The organism is Massilia haematophila (genome assembly GCF_042647645.1).
Taxonomy (GTDB): domain Bacteria; phylum Pseudomonadota; class Gammaproteobacteria; order Burkholderiales; family Burkholderiaceae_D; genus Telluria; species Telluria haematophila.
Window position 1 is genome coordinate 199,830 of the sequence record NZ_JBHRVV010000001.1, and the last position, 17,418, is coordinate 217,247.

Here is a 17,418-nt window from a genome sequence, read left to right on the forward strand (position 1 = left end):
GAGGTGCCGCCCGGCGGCGGCCTGGCAGGAGAAGAGTTTGGTCCCCCCGACTGGAATCGAACCAGTATCCCACGCTTAGGAGGCATGTGCACTATCCATTGTGCTACGGGGAGGACACCTGTGCCGCGCAGGGCGGCACCGTGGTTCGGCGAGCGGACCCTGCGCGCGGCAGGCCGGTATCGTGAACCGAACGCAATTATAGCCGAGGAAAGCGGCATCATTGGAAGTGTATGCGCCGCAGTCGGTACAATGGGTGCTTCGTTCACTCAATTTTCCGCCGCGCCCGGTGTCGACGCGACCCCGGGCGGGCCGCATACAGAATATGGCTGTCATTTCCCTCACGTCCGCGCAACTTGCGTTCGGTCACGTCGCGCTGCTCGATCACGCGGATTTTTCCCTCGAAGCCGGCGAACGCGTCGGCTTGATTGGCCGTAACGGCACCGGCAAGTCTTCCCTGCTCAAGATTATTTCCGGCCGTTCGAAACTGGACGACGGCCTGCTCGTCATGCAGCAGGGCCTCAAGATCGCCTACGTCGAGCAGGAACCGGTGTTCGACCCGGAGTCGACCGTGTTCGACGCCGTGGCCGCCGGCATGGGCGAGCAGCAGGCGATGCTGGCCGAGTACGAGGCGCTGACCGGCCAGTTCGGCCAGGGCAATGACGAGGCGCTGATGGAGCGCATGCACGTGCTGCAGGGCAAGCTCGACGCCACCGATGGCTGGAACCTGGCCAACAAGGTCGACACCACGCTCGACCGCCTGGGCCTGGCGCGCGAAGCGAAGATGGGCACGTTGTCGGGCGGCATGCAGAAGCGCGTCGCGCTGGCGGTGGCCCTGGTTTCGGCGCCGGACGTGCTGCTGCTCGACGAACCGACCAACCACCTCGACTTCAAGTCGATCATGTGGCTGGAAGGCTTGCTGCGCGAGTTCCGCGGTTCGGTGCTGTTCATCACCCACGACCGCAGCTTCCTCGACAACGTGGCCACCCGCATCATCGAGCTCGACCGCGGCAAGCTCTTGTCCTTCCCGGGTAATTTCTCGACCTACCAGGAGCGCAAGCGCGAGCTGCTGGCCAACGAGGAAGTCGAGAACGCGAAGTTCGACAAGTTCCTGGCGCAGGAAGAAGTGTGGATCCGCAAGGGCGTGCAGGCGCGCCGCACCCGCGACGAAGGCCGGGTCCGGCGCCTGGAGGCGCTGCGCCTGCAACGCCAGGCACGCCGCGAGACGCAAGGCCAGATCAAGCTCGACGTGGCGACCGGCGAGCGCTCGGGCAAGATCGTCGCGGAACTCGACAACGTGTCGAAGAGCTTCGGCGAGAAAGTCATCATCAGCAACTTCACCGGCACGATCCTGCGTGGCGACAAGGTCGGCCTGATCGGTCCGAACGGCGCCGGCAAGACCACGCTGCTGAAGATCATCCTGGGCGAGGAAAAGGCCGACAGCGGCACCACCCGCCTCGGCACCAAACTGAACGTGGCCTACTTCGACCAGATGCGCGCCCAGCTCAACGAGGAAGCCAGCCTGGCCGATACCATCGCGCCGGGCAGCGACTGGGTCGAGATCAATGGTCAGCGCAAGCACGTCATGACCTACCTCAGCGACTTCCTGTTCGCGCCCGAGCGCGCCCGCTCGCCGGTCAAGTCGCTCTCCGGCGGCGAACGCAACCGCCTGTTGCTGGCGCGCCTGTTCGCCAAGCCGGCCAACTGCCTGGTGCTGGACGAACCGACCAACGACCTCGACATCGACACCCTGGAACTGCTGGAAGAGCTGCTGGAAGACTACAGCGGCACCGTGTTCCTGGTCAGCCACGACCGTACCTTCCTCGATAACGTGGTAACCCAGGTGATCGTCGCGGAAGGGCAGGGACTGTGGCGCGAATACGTCGGCGGCTACAGCGACTGGGAGCGCGTCAAGGCGAACGAGCCGAAGCAGGCGCCTGCCGCGTCCAAGGCCGCGCCGGTCAAGCCTGCCGAGGCCGCAGTCGAGGCGGCTGCGCCGGCCAAGAAGGTGAAGCTCAGCTACAAGGAGCAGCGCGAGCTGGAAGAGCTGCCCAAGCTCATCGCCTCGCTCGAGGACGAGCAGTCGGCCATCACGGCCCAGCTGAACGCTCCCGACTTCTACAAGACCAATCCGGCCGATGCGCGCCGCATCAACGCCCGCTACAGCGAGATCGAGGACCAGCTGCTCGAGGCGCTCGAGCGCTGGGAACAGATCGAGGCACGCGCCCGCGGCGACGCCTGAGCGCGTCATGGTCCGTAACGCGGCCGGGACAACCCCGGTCGCGTTGATCCAGCACAGATCGAGGCTTGCGGTTTTCGTCAGTATCGGCTTTGGCGTTTCGGATCGCCGCTGCTCCGGTCCGCGCCGGAACCGTGCACCTTGCGTGCATGTTGCGTGCATTTTGCGTAGCGCCCGCGCGCCGTCCCGCACGCGCGCGCCGCCGGCGCTTCGCCCGCAGCGGCGCGGTTCCCCATCGAGCCAGCGCTTTCGATATGACCAAGGACATGTCGCGACTTCGCCTGCATCCGCCGGTGTTCCTGGCCGGCGCGCTCGTCTGCGCTCCCGCACTCGCCGTCCCCGGCACGGCGCTCGACCTCTACGGCCGTATCGGCTGGGCACGCGACGACAACCTGCTGCGCATCCCCGATGACCAGCCGGCCTTCGACAACCAGCGCTCGGACTCGTGGACGACGCTGGAGGCCGGCGCCGTCTACGACCGCACGATCAGCCGCCAGCGCTTCAGTGCCCATGCCAAGCTGTCGAAAGTCGAGTTCGACCATTTCCGCCAGCTCGACTACGACGGCCGCGACATCCAGGGCACCTGGTACTGGCAGGTCGGCAACCGTTTCGAAGGCCGGCTCGGCGGCAGCTATGCGCGCACGCTGGCGCCGTACACCGACTTTCGCAGCGACGAGCGCAACCTGCGCGAGCAACGCCGCGGCTTCTTCGAGGGCGGCTGGAAACTCCACCCGCGCTGGGAAGCACGCCTGGCGCTCTCGCGCGACAAGTTCGAATACGAATTGGCCGCCCAGGCGTACAACGACCGGACCGAAGACGTCGTCGAGCTCGAAGGGCGCTACCTGGCGTCCAGCGGCAGCGCGGTGGGCCTGGTGCTGCGCCGCATCGAGGGCGATTATCCGAACCGGCGTCCGTTTTCGCTTAGCACCCTGACCGACGACTTCACCCAGGACGAACTGAAGGCGCGGGTCGACTGGAAGCTGAGCGGCGCCACCACGCTGCAGGCGCTGGCCGGCTATGCGCGCCGCGAGCAGCCGTCCTATGGCTCCGGGCGCACCAGCGGCGTCAACGGCCGCGCCACGGTGCTGCACGAGCCGACCGGGAAGATCCGCTACCGGGCCTCGGTATGGCGCGACTTCGCGCCGATCGAGAGCTACACCGTCAGCTACACGTTGAACAAGGGCGTCAGCGCCGGCGCGACCTGGGATGCCAGCGCCAAGCTCAGGGTGGAAGCGGACGCCAGCTACGAGAAGCGCGACTACGAGCCGCGTGCCGGCGCCAGCCCGCCGGGCACGCCGGGCGGCACGCTGGACGACGCGCTGCGCAGCGCCAGCCTCAAGGCGACCTGGACGGTGCGGCAGAAAATCACCTTGTCGGCGGCATACATCTACCAGGCCCGCACCGGCTCGCCCGCGCTCGGGATCGGCAAGTTCACGTCCAACATCTTCGCCATCGACGCCAGCGGACAGTTCTGAAGACCCAGCGATGACGGTCAACGACATCCCGATCATCTCGTTTTTCCAGCGCGTGCTTGATCCGCTGATCATCATGGGGTCCCTGTACGTGTCGTCGCTGGCGTTCGGGCAGCCGTTCTCGGGCTACGCGCTGGTCCTGATGATCCTGGCCTTCTTCATCTCGTCGGCCGTCTACCAGCATATCGATCCCTACCGTACCTGGCGCAGCGGGCGCATGCTGGCCTATGCGCGCGACATCGTCTTCGGCTGGTGCCTGACCATCGGGGTACTGTACTTCCTCGGCTCGGCCAGCGGCCTGAAATACTATTACGACGAACGCGTGCTGCTGGCCTGGGCCATCGCCGCGCCCGCGACCCTGCTGGCCAGCCACATCGCGGTACGGCTGGCGGCCGGCAGGCCCGATCGCAGCCGCGAAGTGCGCTCGGTGGTGGTGGTCGGCGCCAACGACGTGGGTCTCAAGTTCGCCACCATCTGCGACCGGCACCCGAACCTCTTCATGCAGGTACGCGGCTTCTTCGACGACCGTGCCGGCGAGCGTCATCCGACCGGGCTGCGCCACCCGATGCTGGGCAAGATGTCCGAGCTGAGCCAGCACGTACGCGCCCACAACATCAAGCTCATCTTCATCAGCCAGCCGTTGTCGGCCCAGCCGCGCATCCGGCGCCTGATCGACGAGCTGCAGGACACCACGGCGTCGATCTACTTCCTGCCCGACGTCTACGTCTTCGACCTGATGCAGGCGCGCTTCGACAACGTCGGCGGCATGCCGGTGATCGCGATCCGCGAGACGCCCTTCATGGGCCTGAACGGCATGATCAAGCGCGCCAGCGACATCGCGCTCGCCAGTGCGATCCTGCTGGCGCTGGCCCCGCTGATGCTGGCTATCGGGCTGACGGTGAAGTGGACCTCGCCCGGCCCGGTCATTTTCAAGCAGCGCCGCTACGGGCTGTATGGCGAGGAAATCTGGGTCTACAAGTTCCGCTCGATGCACGTGCTCGACGACGGCGGCGACATCGTCCAGGCGCGCCGCGACGACGGCCGCGTGACGCCGATCGGCGGCTTCCTGCGCCGCACGTCGCTCGACGAACTGCCGCAGTTCGTCAACGTGCTGCAGGGTCGCATGAGCATCGTCGGGCCGCGGCCACATGCGGTCGCGCACAACGAGCAGTACCGGAAACTGATCAAGGGCTACATGTTGCGCCACAAGGTCAAGCCGGGCATCACCGGCTGGGCCCAGGTGAACGGACTGCGCGGCGAGACGGCGACGCTGGACAAGATGGAAGCGCGCATCGCCTACGACCTCGACTACCTGCGCAACTGGTCGCTCTGGCTGGACCTGTGGATCATTTTAAAGACAGTGAAGGTCGTTTTGACGCGTGAGAACGCCTTCTGAGACGAATCGCTGAAGCCTGGCTTAAACCGACCGTCATGGGCGGGTGAGGGCGCTTGCCAGCCTGGCCGGATTGCGTGAGGCTGAGAACCGGCGTTCGCGCGTGGCGGATGCCCCGGGACAGAAGCGGCCCTGCATAGCGAGAACTGGAGCGTCGGCAAGACCCGCATACCTACTCAGGGCGCGAGACCACGGAAGAGGTTTCAGGTTCGGTTTTTGGCCTGTGCGTGCTTCGATTCTAGTCAAGGAATGTGCTGCGTGTGACAGGTACGCTTGCAACGGCGTTCTGCCCGACCGCACGCGCTTCGCGGTGGTGGGCAATGGCGCCGCCGCATCGATCACGCAGGCGCATCCGCATGGGAGGGAAGCTTGAATAATCCGGATTCTCGCATCTACGTCGCCGGCCACCGCGGCCTGGTCGGCTCGGCCATCGTCCGCGCGCTGCGCGCCCGCGGCTACGCACACATCGTCACCCGCACCCACGACGAGCTGGAGCTGACGGACCAGGCGCAGGTGCGCGCATTCTTCCGCGCCGAACGCATCGACCAGGTCTACCTGGCGGCGGCGCGGGTCGGCGGCATCCATGCGAACAACACCTACCCGGCGGAATTCATCTACGACAATCTGCTGGTGGAAACCAATGTCGTCCACGAAGCCTGGCGCGCCGGCATCAGGAAACTGCTGTTCCTCGGTTCGTCCTGCATCTACCCGCGCCTGGCCCAGCAGCCGATCCGCGAGGACTATCTGATGTCCGGCGCGCTGGAGCCGACCAACGAGCCGTATGCGATCGCCAAGATCGCCGGCATCAAGCTGTGCGAAAGCTACAACCGCCAGTACGGCACGGATTACCGCAGCGTCATGCCGACCAACCTGTATGGGCCGGGCGACAACTATCACCCCGAGAACAGCCACGTGATCCCGGCCATGATCCGGCGCTTTCACGAAGCGAAGACGCAAGGCGTACCGGAGGTGGTCATTTGGGGCAGCGGCAAGCCGATGCGCGAATTCCTCTACGTCGACGACATGGCCGCCGCCAGCGTGCACGTAATGGAGCTGGCGCCCGCGGTGTATGCCGACATCACGGACCCGATGCATTCGCATATCAACGTCGGGGCCGGCGTCGACGTCAGCATCGCCGAACTGGCCCGGCTGGTGGGCGAGGTGGTTGGCTATGGCGGGCGCATCGTCTTCGACAGCAGTCGTCCGGACGGCACGCCGCGCAAGCTGCTCGACGTCTCCAAGCTGCATGCGCTGGGCTGGCGCGCCAGCACGCCCTTGCCGGAAGGCCTGCGGCGCGCCCACGCAGCTTTCCTCCAGGCCGAAACAACCGAGGCGGCGGCCTGAACGGCGGCGCACAGCCTGAACTGCGCATCACCCACAAGGAGCGATCTTGAAGAACGTGTACCAGGTAGGCGCGGGATCGATGAGGGCCGCAACCGTATTGGCAGCGGCGCTGGCGGCGGCGCTGGCCGGATGCGGCGAGGGCGCCAAGGAATCGAAGCCCGGCCAGGCCCTCGCCAGTGTGAACGGCGAGGAAATCACGGTGCTCCAGCTGAACGAGGAAATCCAGCGTGCCGGCGTGCCGGCCTCGCGCCAGCAGGAAGCGAGCAAGCAGCTGCTGCAGGCGCTGATCGACCGCCAGCTGCTCGAGCATGCGGCGGTGCAGGAAAAGCTCGACCGCGACCCCAAGGTGTTGCAGGCGATCGAAAGGGCACGTTCGCTGATCGTCGCCCAGGCCTACATGCAGAGGCGCCTGGCCAACCTCGCGCGTCCCACGCCGGCCGAGGTCGAAGAGTATTTCAACAAGCATCCCGAATTCTTCTCCAACCGCAAGCAGTTCCGGATGGACCAGCTGGTCCTGGCCGCGAAGGACCTGACGCCGGAGGCGCGCGCCGCCGCCGATGCCGCCCGTTCGCTGGAGGAGGTGGCGGTGTGGCTGGACGCCCGCCAGGTCAAGTACGGGCGGGCCGAGGTCACGCGCAGCACGTCCGAGCTCAACCCCGAGCTGTCGAAGAAACTGCTGGGGATGCCGAAGGGCCAGCTGTTCAGCGTGCGCGAGGGCGAGCGGGCCATGCTGCTGGCGGTCGCCGAAGTGCGCGAAGCGCCCGTGTCGCTGGAGGTAGCAGGGCCCCAGATCGAAAAATACCTGATGAACAGCAAGAGCAAGGAACTGGCCGCCGCCGAGGTTGCACGCCTGCGCCAGCAGGCCAGGATCGAATACCTGAACAAGGACCTGGCGCTCGGCGCGCAGGCGGCGCCGGCCAGCATGACGGCACCGGCCGCGGATGCGCCCGGAGAGCCGGGCGGGCCGGCGGCAGGGCAGGGCGCCGGGGCGGCGCACGGACAGCAGGGCGCCGCGGCGGAACCCGGGCAGGAAGGCGCCGGCCTTGCATCGGCTAGCCCCTCAGCCAGCCCCGCGGCCAGCCCCTCGGCCAGCACCCTGGCCAAAGCACCGGCCAACGCACCGGCCAGCACCCAGGCCACCAGCGACGCCGAAGGCGCGCCCGACCATGCCGCGGTCGACCGCGGCGTCGCCGGCCTGAAATGAATCCTTACCATCGATGGCGACAGGAGAACGGACGATGAAACCACTTGCACACTGGATGGCGGCGGCCGTGCTGGCGGTAGGCGCCGGGGTTGCCGGCGCCGCCGAAGTCCTGCTCGGACCGGGCGACGTGGTGCGTTTGTCGGTCTACGGCAGTCCCGACCTGTCGATCGAGACGCGCGTCAGCGAAAGCGGCGCCATCACTTTCCCGCTGCTGGGACAGGTCGGCGTCGGCGGCCTGTCGGTGGCCGCCGCCGAGAAGAAGATCGGCAAGCTGCTGGAGAAGGGCGGCTACCTGAAAAAAGCCGAGGTCAACATGATCATCACGACCCTGGCCAGCCAGCAGGTGTCGGTGCTGGGCCAGGTCAACCGCCCGGGGCGCTACCCGGTCGAAGGGCGGCGCAAGGTGCTCGACCTGCTGGCGATGGCCGGCGGCGTCAACGCCGATGGCGGCGACCTGATCAGCCTGGTGCGCACGCGCGACGGCAAGACCACGCGCGAAACCATCGACGTCGTCGACATGGTGCGCAAGGGCGAGCTGGACAAGGACTACGAGGTGGCCGGCGGCGACATCATCTACGTCGAGCGGGCGCCGCGCGCCTACGTCACCGGCGAAGTGCAGCGGCCCGGCGCCTTCCGCCTCGAGCGCGGCATGACGGTGCAGCAGGCCATTTCGGCAGGCGGAGGACTGACCCCGCGCGGCAGCGCGCGCCAGCGACCCGGTCCAGGTCGACGACGTCATCACGGTGCGCGAGAGCTGGTTCTAGGCAATCGAGCACGACGAACCGGAGCCCGCCATGAACCTGCATCAGTTCTTCCTGCTGCTGCGCGCCCGTCGGAAGCTCATCCTGTCGACGCTGCTGGCCACGATCCTGCTGGCGCTGGGCTGGAGCCTGGTCCAGAGCAAGACCTATACCGCGACCACCTCGGTGCTGTTGAACTACAAGGGCGTCGATCCGCTGACCGGGCTGACCATGCCCGGTCAATTGCTGCCCGGCTACATGGCGACCCAGATCGACATCATCAGCAGCAAGAACGTGGCGCTGCGCGTGGTCGATCGCCTGCGCCTGGCGACCAACCCGACCGTCATCGCCCAGTTCCAGGACGCGACCGAGGGACGCGGCAGCGTGCGCGACTGGCTCGCCGACCTGCTGCTGCGCAAGCTCGACATCAAGCCTTCGCGCGAGTCGAGCGTGGTGGAGATCAGCTTCAAGGGCGCCGACCCGGGCTTCGCGGCGGCGGTGGCGAACGCCTTCGCCGAGGAATACCAGAACGCCAGCGTGCGCCTGAAGACCGACCCGATGAAGAAGGCCTCGGCCTACTTCAACGAACAGACCCGACAGCTGCGCGACAACGTCGAGACGGCGCAGGCGCGCCTCTCGAAGTACCAGCAGGAAAAGGGCATCGTCAGCCTCGACAACAACCGTGTCGACGTCGAGCTGGCGCGCCTGAACGACCTGTCCTCGCAACTGGTGGCGGCCCAGGCGATGGCGCTGGAAGCGACCTCGCGCGAGCGCATGGCCGGGAGCGGCAACGCCCAGTCGCCGGACGTGACCAACAATCCCCTGATCCAGAACCTGCGCGTGGCGTTGTCCGCGGCCGAGGCCAAGCTGGCCGACAGCGCGTCGCGCTACGGCCGCAACCACCCGACCTGGCAGGCCGCCAGCGCCGAAGTGGGCAAGATGCGCGCCGACCTGAACGCGGCGCTGGCCACGGTGTCGCGCAGCGTCGGCGGCAATGCCCAGGTGCTGCGCCAGCGCGAGGAGGAATTGCGGGCGGCGCTGGCGGCGCAGAAGACGCGCGTGCTCGAGCTGAACCGCACCCGCGACGAGCTCGGCGTGCTGCTGAAGGACCTCGACAGCGCCCAGCGCGCTTTCGACGCCGCCAGCCAGCGTTTCTCGCAGACCCGCATCGAGGCCCAGTCCGAACAGTCCGACATCGCCGTACTCAATCCGGCGGTGGCGCCGAGCGAGCCCTCCGGCCCGCGGGTACTGCTCAATACCCTGGTGGCGGTGTTGCTCGGTACCGTGCTCGGGGTCGGTGCGGCGTTGCTGCTCGAACTGCTCAACCGCCCGGTGCGCTCCAGTGCCGATGTCCAGGAGTTGCTCGGTATTCCCGTGCTCGGCACGATTGCCTGGCAAGCGGCGCGTCCGCGCGGCGCCCTGCGTGCGTTGATGGCGCCGCGCCGCCTGCTGCGCCTGAACTAGGAGGCTCCATGAATTCACCGATCCTGTCGTCGCTGCCGGCCGATTCGGCCGAGCTGGCCGAATCGGCCGACGCCGCCGAATCGAACATGGGCACGCTGCTGCAGGGTGCCGGCAAACTCACGCCGGAAGGCGCCGAGCGTGCGCTGCGCATGCAGAAGGACCTCGGGATCCGCTTCGGCGAGGCCGCTGTGCGCCTGGGCCTGGTAAGCGAAGACGACGTCCAGCAGGCGCTGGCGCGCCAGTTCGCCTATCCCTACCTGCCGAAAGGGCAGGCGCAGCTGTCGCCGCGGCTGCTGGCTGCCTACGATCCGTTCTCGCCCCAGGTCGAAGCGCTGCGCGCAATCCGCAGCCAGCTGATGCTGCGCTGGTTCGCGCGTGGCCGGCGCGCGCTCGGCGTGCTCGGCGCCGATCCCGAGGACGGCGCCGCGCTGTTCGCGGCCAACCTGGCCGTGGTGTTTTCCCAGCTCGGCGAACAGACTTTGCTGGTCGACACCAACCTGCGTACGCCGCGCCAGCACGAGGTGTTCGGATTGCGTCCGCGCCAGGGTTTGTCCGACCTGCTGGCCGGGCGTGCCGACCTCGACGTCGTGGTGCGCGTGCCCGGTTTTGTCGACCTGTCGGTGCTGCCGGCCGGGACGTTGCCGCCGAATCCGCAGGAGCTGCTCAGCCGCGACACCTTCCTCGTCCTCGATGCCTCGCTGGCGGGCCGCTACGACGTCGTGCTCTACGACCTGGCGCCGTTCGGCGCCGGCGCCGACGCGCTGGCGGTGGCCGGCCGGGCCGGCGGCGTGCTGCTGGCGGTGCGCAAGGACCACACCCGGGTGGCCCAGCTCGCCCGCATGGCCGAGCAACTGGCCGAAGGCGGCGCCGAGGTCGTCGGCGCCGTCGTGATGGAGTTCTGAATGACGGCCCAGGTGCGCCCCGGTCCTTCGCCGCAGGCCGCATCCGGCGCGGCGGGCGCGCCCCTGCGCTCCGGCCTGCGTGCCGCACTGCGCGCCGCGCTGCCCGAGTGGTGGCCGGTGATGCTCGGGCTGGCCGCGCTGTTCCTGCCCACCATGGTGTCGCTGTTCACCGGCGCGTGGATCGGCGAGGAGCAGGCGCACGGGCCGATGATCTTCGGCCTGGCCTTGTGGCTGATCTACCGCAAGTGGCCGGAAGTGCAGGCCGCGCCGGCCAGGCCAAGCTGGATGGGGTGGCCGCTGCTGGCCCTCGGCCTCGCGCTGCACCTGCTGGGACGTTCGCAGCACATCCTGATGTTCGAGATCGGCTCCATCATCGTGGTGCTGGCGGCGATCGTGCTGGCCAAGCTGGGCAGTCGCGCCTTGCACGTGCTGTGGTTCCCGTTCTTCTTCATGCTGTTCATGGTGCCGCTGCCGAGCGAATTCGTGGCCGTCGTCACCATGCCGATGAAGATGGCGGTGTCCTGGGCCACCGAACACATCCTGTTCGCGGCGGGCTACCCGATCGCGCGCTCCGGCGTGATCCTGCAGATCGGCCAGTACCAGCTGCTGGTGGCGGACGCCTGCGCCGGCCTGCAAACCCTGCTCACGCTCGAAGCGCTCGGCCTGTTCTACCTGAACCTGATGCGCCACCCCTCGGCCTTCCGCAACATCGGCCTCGCCATCCTGATCATCCCGATTTCGCTCTCGGCCAACGTGATCCGCGTGATCGTGCTGACCCTGGTCACCTACTACCTGGGCGACGCCGCCGGCCAGGGCTTCCTGCACGGCTTTGCCGGCATGGTGCTGTTCCTGACCGCCCTGGTCCTGATCCTGGCGGTGGACTCCAGCCTGCAATGGTATGCCGGACGCCGCCGGCCGCCGGGGGAGGCGGCATGAACCGGCGCTTCCTCGCCAGCGTGCTGCTCGGCGCGGCGATGGCCGGCACCTCGGCCCTGACCGGCGCGCTCACGCCCACCGTCAGGGTGGCGCAGGCGCAGGCGCCGTTCCGGCTCGAGACCATGATCCCGCAACGCTTCGGCGCCTGGCGGGTCGATCCCAGCGTGGTGCCGCTCACGCCCGACCCCGAGCAGCAGGGGCTGTTGCGCAAGCTCTACGACCAGACCCTGTCGCGCACCTACATCGACGGCACCGGGCGGCGCGTGATGCTGTCGATCGCCTACGGCGGCGACCAGAGCAAGGCATTGCAGCTGCACCTGCCCGAGGTCTGCTACGTGGCCCAGGGCTTCCAGCTGGTGCGCGACGGCGCCGGCAGCCTGGCCACGCCGTATGGTGCGCTGCCGGTCAAGCGCCTGGTGGCGCGCCAGCAGCAGCGCAACGAGCCGATCACCTACTGGATCACGATCGGCGACAAGGCGACCCGCTCCGGCATCGAGCAAAAACTGCGGCGCCTGGCCTATGGCCTGTCGGGCGAGATCCCGGACGGCATGCTGGTGCGCGTGTCGAGCATCGGCACCGACGAAGCCGGCGCCTACGCGCTGCAGGACCGCTTCGTGACCGAGCTGCTGGACGCGCTTGCCGCCCCCGACCGCGCGCGCCTGATCGGCGCCCAGGACCCCGCGACCTGACCGGTTGGCTGCGATGAGCGATACCCTGCTGCAGTACCTGTTCACCTCGCTGCCCTTCATCGTCGTCGTGCTGCTGGCCGTGCTCGCGGTGCTCGGCATCGGATGCGGGATGGTGTGGCCGCGCCTGCTGGTCTATCCCTACCTGTGCATCTTCTTCTGGATGAACTCGACCAGCTACGGCAGCCTGTCCGTGTTCGCCTCGCCCGGCGTCTACAGCCGCGGTTCCGGCATGCTGTTCTTCCCGCTGGTGCTGTGGTACGTGCTCGGCGCCTGGTGCTGCGCGCGCGTGGCGGCCGGCTTCGGGCAGGCGATGGGGCCGACGACAGGCCAGGCCGGAGGGCAGGGCGGGCGGCGCGACGGGATGCCGGCGGCAGCGCCGCCCTGCAACCTGCGCCCCTGGTTCTGGGGCTGGGCCGTGCTGCTGGCGGCGCACGCCGGCGCCGCCTTCCTCGCCGGCGTCGAGATCAAGGACGCGCTGGCCCCGTCCGGTTTCTCGAACATCGTCTGGATGGGTCCGCTGATCGGGCTGGTGCTGCTGTCCTTTCGTACGCGTGAGCATGCGGTCGAGCTGGCGCGTTTCGTCATGCTTGCCGGGCTGGGGCGCGCGTTGTTCGGCCTGGGGCGTTGGGCGGCCTTTGGCGGTGATCCGAACAATATCTACGCGAATATGAACGCGATCCGGATCCGCCTGACCTTCTTCGACATCAACGACAGCCTGCTGTGCATGCTCGCCTTTGCGATCGCCGCCGTGCAGCTGTTCCAGGCGGCCCAGGTGCGCCGCGCCACGTTCTGGCGCGTGCTCGAGTGGCTGACGCTGGCCGCGACCGCCGCCTGCATCGTCCTGTCCTACCGGCGCAGCGCCTGGTTCGGCTTCATGCTCGGTTTTGCCGTCCTGATGCTGCGCTTTCCGCTGCGGCGCCGGGTGCAGCTGGCGCTGGTCGCGCTGCCGCTGGTCGGCTCGGCGCTCGCCTACGCCGCCCTGCGCCGGCTCGGCCAGACCCGTGGCGGCAGCGGCCTGTTCTACGACATGCAGTCGGGCCGCTTCGGCCCCGAGAGCGAGCGCGTGCTCGAACTCAAGCTGGTGCTGGGCGACATCCTGGCGCGGCCCTTCACCGGGATCGGTTCCTGGGGGCGCTATTCGGGCTACGAGCAGATCACCTGGCAGGCCAACCCGGACGGCGGACTGTTCCTGCACAGCGGCGTCTTGCACGTCGCCCTCAAGTGCGGCCTGCCCGGGATCGCGCTGCTGGCCGGCACCATCTGCGCCTTCGTGGTCGCCGCGCGGCGCGCCCTGCGCACGCTGCCGCCCGAGCTGCTGCCGCTGGGAACGGCCGGCGCCGCCGCGCTGGCCTTCATGATCCCCGACGTACTGATCGGTACGCCCTTTCCCCAGGTGCGCACCACGCAGATGCTGGCCTTCGCCATGGCCTTGCCCTACGTGGCGCTGGCGGCCAGTGCCGCCGCGCAAGCGCCCGTGCGCGCGCCGCGCCGGCGCTTGCGCGCGTATCCGTTGCCGGCTTGAACAGCATCATGGAACTGCGCCTGTTCCGCAATGCCTGGTCGAACCTGCTCGGCGCCGCGGTGCCGGCGCTGGCGGCGCTGGCCACCGTTCCCCTGATCGTGGCCGGCCTGGGCGAAGCCAACTACGGCGTGTATGCGCTGGTCACCGCCATCGTCGGCTACTTCGCCGTCATCGACATCAACGTCACCGCCGGCTCGGTGAAGTACATCGCGGCCCAGCATGCGCGCGCCGAGCCCGAGCGCATCGCCGAAACGCTGTGCTTCGGCAGCGCAATCTACGCGCTGATCGGTGTCGTTGGCGGCCTTGGCCTGTTCTTCGGTGCGCACTTCTTTGTCGCCGACGTGTTTACGGTGCCGCCGCGCCTGACCGGCGAGGCGGTGGCCAGTCTGCAATGGGCGGCGCTCGGCTTCTTCTTCGGCCAGTTGCAAAGCTACCTGAACAGCGTGCCCCAGGCCCTGATGCGCTTCGACGTGTCGGCGCGCCTGGAGATGGTGTTCGGCACGCTGGTGCCCCTGGCCACCGTCGGCGTGCTGATGTTGGGACATGGCCTGGTCGAGGTCATCGCGCTGCGGGTGCTGGCCAGCGCCCTGCATTGCCTGGTGCTGTGGCGCGGCATCCGGCTGCTGTTGCCGCACCTGCGCTGGCGCTGGCCGCAACCGAGCCTGCGCTCCGGCATCCTCGGTTTCTCGGCCTATTCCTTCCTGTCGCGCTTTGCCGCGCTGTCCTATGCGCATGCCGACAAACTGATCATCGGCGCCCTGGTCGGCGTCACCGGGCTGGCCTATTTCACGGTCGCCGCCACGCTCGCCAACCGGGTGCTCGGCCTGACATTTCGCCTGTCGAGCGTGTTCTTTCCGGCGGCAAGCATGCTGGCCGCCGGCGGCGAACTGGCGCGCCTCGACCACGCCTACCTGAAGGCGACCCGCTACGTGGTCTACCTGAACGCGGCCATGCTGGTGCTGCTGGCCGTGTTCGCCTACCCGCTGCTGGCCTACTGGATGGACGAGCAGTTCGCGCGCAACGGCGCCGTCGTGCTGGCGCTGATGGCGCTGTCGCAGTTCGTCGATTCGCTCACCAGCCTGCCGTCGCTGGTCAACGACGGCATGGGGCATCCGCGCGTGACCGGCCTGTTCGCGGTGACGCGGGCGCTGGCCGGCGTCCTGATCGTCTACGTGGGCGTCGCGGGCTGGGGCATCGCCGGCGCGGCCTGGGGCCACCTGGGCGCATCGGTCCTGTTCACGCTGGCTTTCCTGGCCTACGTGCATGGGCGCACGGTGCCGACCTCGCTGCTGCGCCTGTGCACCCGGGCCTACCTGCCCGGCATGATGGGGGCGGCCGGGGTGGCGCTGGCAGCGAGCCTGGCCGAGCACTGGTTCCACCGCGGCGCGCTCGACTTCGCGCTGATCCTCGTATCCACGCTGGCCCTGCTGGGGCTGGCGGGCATGCTGTTCGTGGTCGAGCGCGACGACCGGCGCTGGGCCTGGGCGCGCGTCAAGGCGCTGGGGGGAGGCTAGTGCGTATCCTGCTGGTGTCGGAAGACTTGCCGGGCGAGCAGATCGGCGGCCTGGGCAAGCACGTGGTCACGCTCGGCAACGCGCTGCTGGCGCGCGGGCACGCGGTACGCATCCTCGGCCGCAACGACCGCGGCGCAGGCGCCGCCGGCCAGATCGGCTTCGGGGGCGAATTCGTGCCCGGCTTCGACTATGCCCATCCCGGCTGGAAGGAACGCCAGCTCGGCGTCTTCAATCCGCTCAAGCGGCCCTTCTTTGCGCGCAAGGTCGGCGCCGCCATCGACCGCCATGCCGGCAATGCCGACGTCGTGCATTACCACGGCCACCTGCCCATGGTCGGCCTGCACGTGGCTGCCCGCCTGAATTACGTCCAGACCCGCCACGACCAGGGCAGCGAATGCCTGACCCACCTGCGTTTTCGCGAGGGCGCGGTATGCACCACGGTGGCGCCGCACGACTGCTCGGCCTGCATCTGCGCCAGCGCCGGCACCTTGCGCAGGACGGTGACCGCGATTGCCGTGCACGGCTACCGCCAGGACAGCGCGCGCGCCTTTGCCTTGCACAAGACCGTGTTCGTCTCGCACTTCCTGCAGCGCCAGTTCCTGCGCGCCGTGCCGCATGCCGACCTGTCGCGCTGCCGGGTGATCCCGAACTTCGTCGACTACCCGCGCCTGGCGGCCGTCGCCGCGGCCGCACCGGCGCCCAGGGCAGGGCAGGTGGCGCTGGTCGGCCGTGTCGACGCCGGCAAGGGTTTCGGCGAGTTCTTGCGCGCCTGCGCCGGGCGCCTGCCGGAAGGCGCGCAGGTGGTGGTCGCCGGCGACGGCCCGGAACGCGCCGCGCTGGCGAAACGCTACGCCGGGCGGCAAGTGCGTTTCCTCGGCTGGCAGGATTACCCGGAGGCGCTGGCCCTGGCCGCCGGCGCCCACCTGTGCGTCGTGCCCTCGGTCTGCGAGGAGGCCTGCAGCACCACCGTGCTGGAGGCGCTGGCGCTGGGCCGGCCCTGCCTGGCGCTGGCGCGCGGCGGCACGCCGGAACTGTGCGCCTACGAACTCTATCCGGGCCAGCTGCAGCTGGCCGACACGATGCCGGAACTGGTGGAAAGGCTGCGCGCCCAACTCGCCGTCGCTCCCCGGCGGGCGCAGCTCCCCGCCGCTTTCGGCGCCGACGCCAACCTCATCCTTCCACGCCTGGTCGACCTGTATGCCGAATGAACCGCGCTTCTCGATCGTCACCTGCACCTGGAACAGCGCCGCCCTGCTTCCCGACACGCTGGCCTCGGTGCGCGCCCAATCCTGCCGCGACATCGAGCACGTCTTCGTCGACGGCGGCTCGGTCGACGGCACGCTCGCGCTGGTCGATGCCCATCCGCTGCCGAAACGCGTACTGCGCGACGTCGGCGGCGGCATCAGCCGCGCCATGAACCAGGGCATCCTGGCGGCGCGCGGCGAATTCGTCGCCCACCTGCACTCGGACGACTACTACGCCGCGCCCGACGTGCTGAAACAGGTGGCGCGCTGCTTCGACGAGACCGGCGCCGCCTGGGTGGTCGGCCAGGTACAGGTGCTGAAGGACGGCCACCTGCTGGCGCCGCATCCGATGCATCCGTTCAGCTACCGCGCCTATGCCGCGGGGCGGGCGGCGATCGCGCATCCGGCGGTGTTCCTGCGGCGCGCGGTTTTCGCCCAGGTCGGCATGTTCGACGAGCGCCTGCGCTATGCGATGGACATCGACCTCTGGTTGCGCCTGGGCGAGCGCATGGCGCCGGTGCAGATCGAACGGCCGCTGACGGTGTTCCGGGAACACCCCGGCAGCGCCTCTTCGGCCAACAAGATCCTGGCGCGGCGGGAAGAGTTCGCGGTGCGGCGCCGCTACATGGGCAAGGCGCCGCTGGCGTTCACGATCTATTGCCTGCGCTACCTGAAACGCATGGGCGCGCTGCGCCTTGCTTGACTATGTGGAAACGAACGTAATGGAACGTCTTTGCGAACACAACACGCTTGTTATA

13 protein-coding genes, 1 tRNA gene and 1 pseudogene are annotated in these 17,418 nt (G+C 68.5%); 14 read left to right on the plus strand and 1 reads right to left on the minus strand.

The genetic code is table 11. The features are described from left to right. Window positions 1-38: 38 nt before the first annotated feature. Window positions 39-113: transfer RNA gene (locus ACFOPH_RS00900), tRNA-Arg, on the minus strand. A 209-nt stretch (window positions 114-322) separates the two neighbouring features. Here ACFOPH_RS00900 and ACFOPH_RS00905 point away from each other — a divergent pair. From ACFOPH_RS00905 to ACFOPH_RS00970, 14 genes and pseudogenes are all read left to right on the plus strand, one after another. After that, a complete protein-coding gene (locus ACFOPH_RS00905; RefSeq protein ID WP_312551890.1) occupies window positions 323-2,239 on the plus strand; it encodes an ATP-binding cassette domain-containing protein in 1,917 nt (638 codons plus the stop codon). Between the two features lie 263 nt (window positions 2,240-2,502). After that, the gene (gene epsL / locus ACFOPH_RS00910) at window positions 2,503-3,711 is read left to right on the plus strand and encodes an XrtB/PEP-CTERM-associated polysaccharide biosynthesis outer membrane protein EpsL (protein ID WP_312551888.1); all 1,209 of its coding nucleotides are present in this window, start codon (window positions 2,503-2,505) and stop codon (window positions 3,709-3,711) included. 10 nt (window positions 3,712-3,721) lie between these two features. Further along, window positions 3,722-5,104 carry an undecaprenyl-phosphate glucose phosphotransferase gene (locus tag ACFOPH_RS00915; RefSeq protein WP_312551886.1) on the plus strand — a complete coding sequence of 461 codons (1,383 nt, stop codon included), beginning with the start codon at window positions 3,722-3,724 and terminating at the stop codon, window positions 5,102-5,104. Between the two features lie 366 nt (window positions 5,105-5,470). Continuing rightward, window positions 5,471-6,445, plus strand: a complete 975-nt coding sequence (gene fcl / locus ACFOPH_RS00920; protein ID WP_312551884.1) for a GDP-L-fucose synthase — start codon at window positions 5,471-5,473, stop codon at window positions 6,443-6,445. A gap of 79 nt (window positions 6,446-6,524) precedes the next feature. Then, the gene (locus ACFOPH_RS00925) at window positions 6,525-7,649 is read left to right on the plus strand and encodes an EpsD family peptidyl-prolyl cis-trans isomerase (RefSeq protein WP_379732886.1); all 1,125 of its coding nucleotides are present in this window, start codon (window positions 6,525-6,527) and stop codon (window positions 7,647-7,649) included. Between the two features lie 55 nt (window positions 7,650-7,704). Beyond that, a pseudogene (locus ACFOPH_RS00930) lies at window positions 7,705-8,304 on the plus strand (polysaccharide biosynthesis/export family protein); the annotation flags it as partial. A gap of 139 nt (window positions 8,305-8,443) precedes the next feature. Continuing rightward, entirely contained in the window at window positions 8,444-9,853 is a 1,410-nt protein-coding gene (gene epsF / locus ACFOPH_RS00935) for a chain length determinant protein EpsF (protein WP_379732888.1), read from the plus strand. Between the two features lie 8 nt (window positions 9,854-9,861). Continuing rightward, the gene (gene epsG, locus ACFOPH_RS00940; RefSeq protein ID WP_379737838.1) at window positions 9,862-10,755 is read left to right on the plus strand and encodes a chain length determinant protein tyrosine kinase EpsG; all 894 of its coding nucleotides are present in this window, start codon (window positions 9,862-9,864) and stop codon (window positions 10,753-10,755) included. Beyond that, window positions 10,756-11,691: an exosortase B gene (xrtB, locus tag ACFOPH_RS00945; protein WP_379732890.1), complete on the plus strand. Its 936-nt coding sequence runs from the start codon at window positions 10,756-10,758 to the stop codon at window positions 11,689-11,691. Then, window positions 11,688-12,380, plus strand: a complete 693-nt coding sequence (gene epsI, locus ACFOPH_RS00950; RefSeq protein ID WP_312554400.1) for an exosortase-associated protein EpsI, B-type — start codon at window positions 11,688-11,690, stop codon at window positions 12,378-12,380. Before xrtB ends, epsI begins: the two co-directional genes overlap by 4 nt. 13 nt (window positions 12,381-12,393) lie before the next feature. Then, window positions 12,394-13,902: an O-antigen ligase family protein gene (locus tag ACFOPH_RS00955; RefSeq protein WP_379732892.1), complete on the plus strand. Its 1,509-nt coding sequence runs from the start codon at window positions 12,394-12,396 to the stop codon at window positions 13,900-13,902. Window positions 13,903-13,910: 8 nt separating this feature from the next. Further along, entirely contained in the window at window positions 13,911-15,416 is a 1,506-nt protein-coding gene (locus ACFOPH_RS00960; RefSeq protein WP_379732894.1) for an oligosaccharide flippase family protein, read from the plus strand. After that, window positions 15,416-16,624 (plus strand): glycosyltransferase family 4 protein, encoded by a 1,209-nt coding sequence (locus ACFOPH_RS00965; RefSeq protein ID WP_379732896.1) that lies wholly within the window; start codon window positions 15,416-15,418, stop codon window positions 16,622-16,624. Before ACFOPH_RS00960 ends, ACFOPH_RS00965 begins: the two co-directional genes overlap by 1 nt. Then, the gene (locus ACFOPH_RS00970; RefSeq protein WP_379732898.1) at window positions 16,614-17,363 is read left to right on the plus strand and encodes a glycosyltransferase; all 750 of its coding nucleotides are present in this window, start codon (window positions 16,614-16,616) and stop codon (window positions 17,361-17,363) included. Before ACFOPH_RS00965 ends, ACFOPH_RS00970 begins: the two co-directional genes overlap by 11 nt. Window positions 17,364-17,418 lie beyond the last annotated feature (55 nt).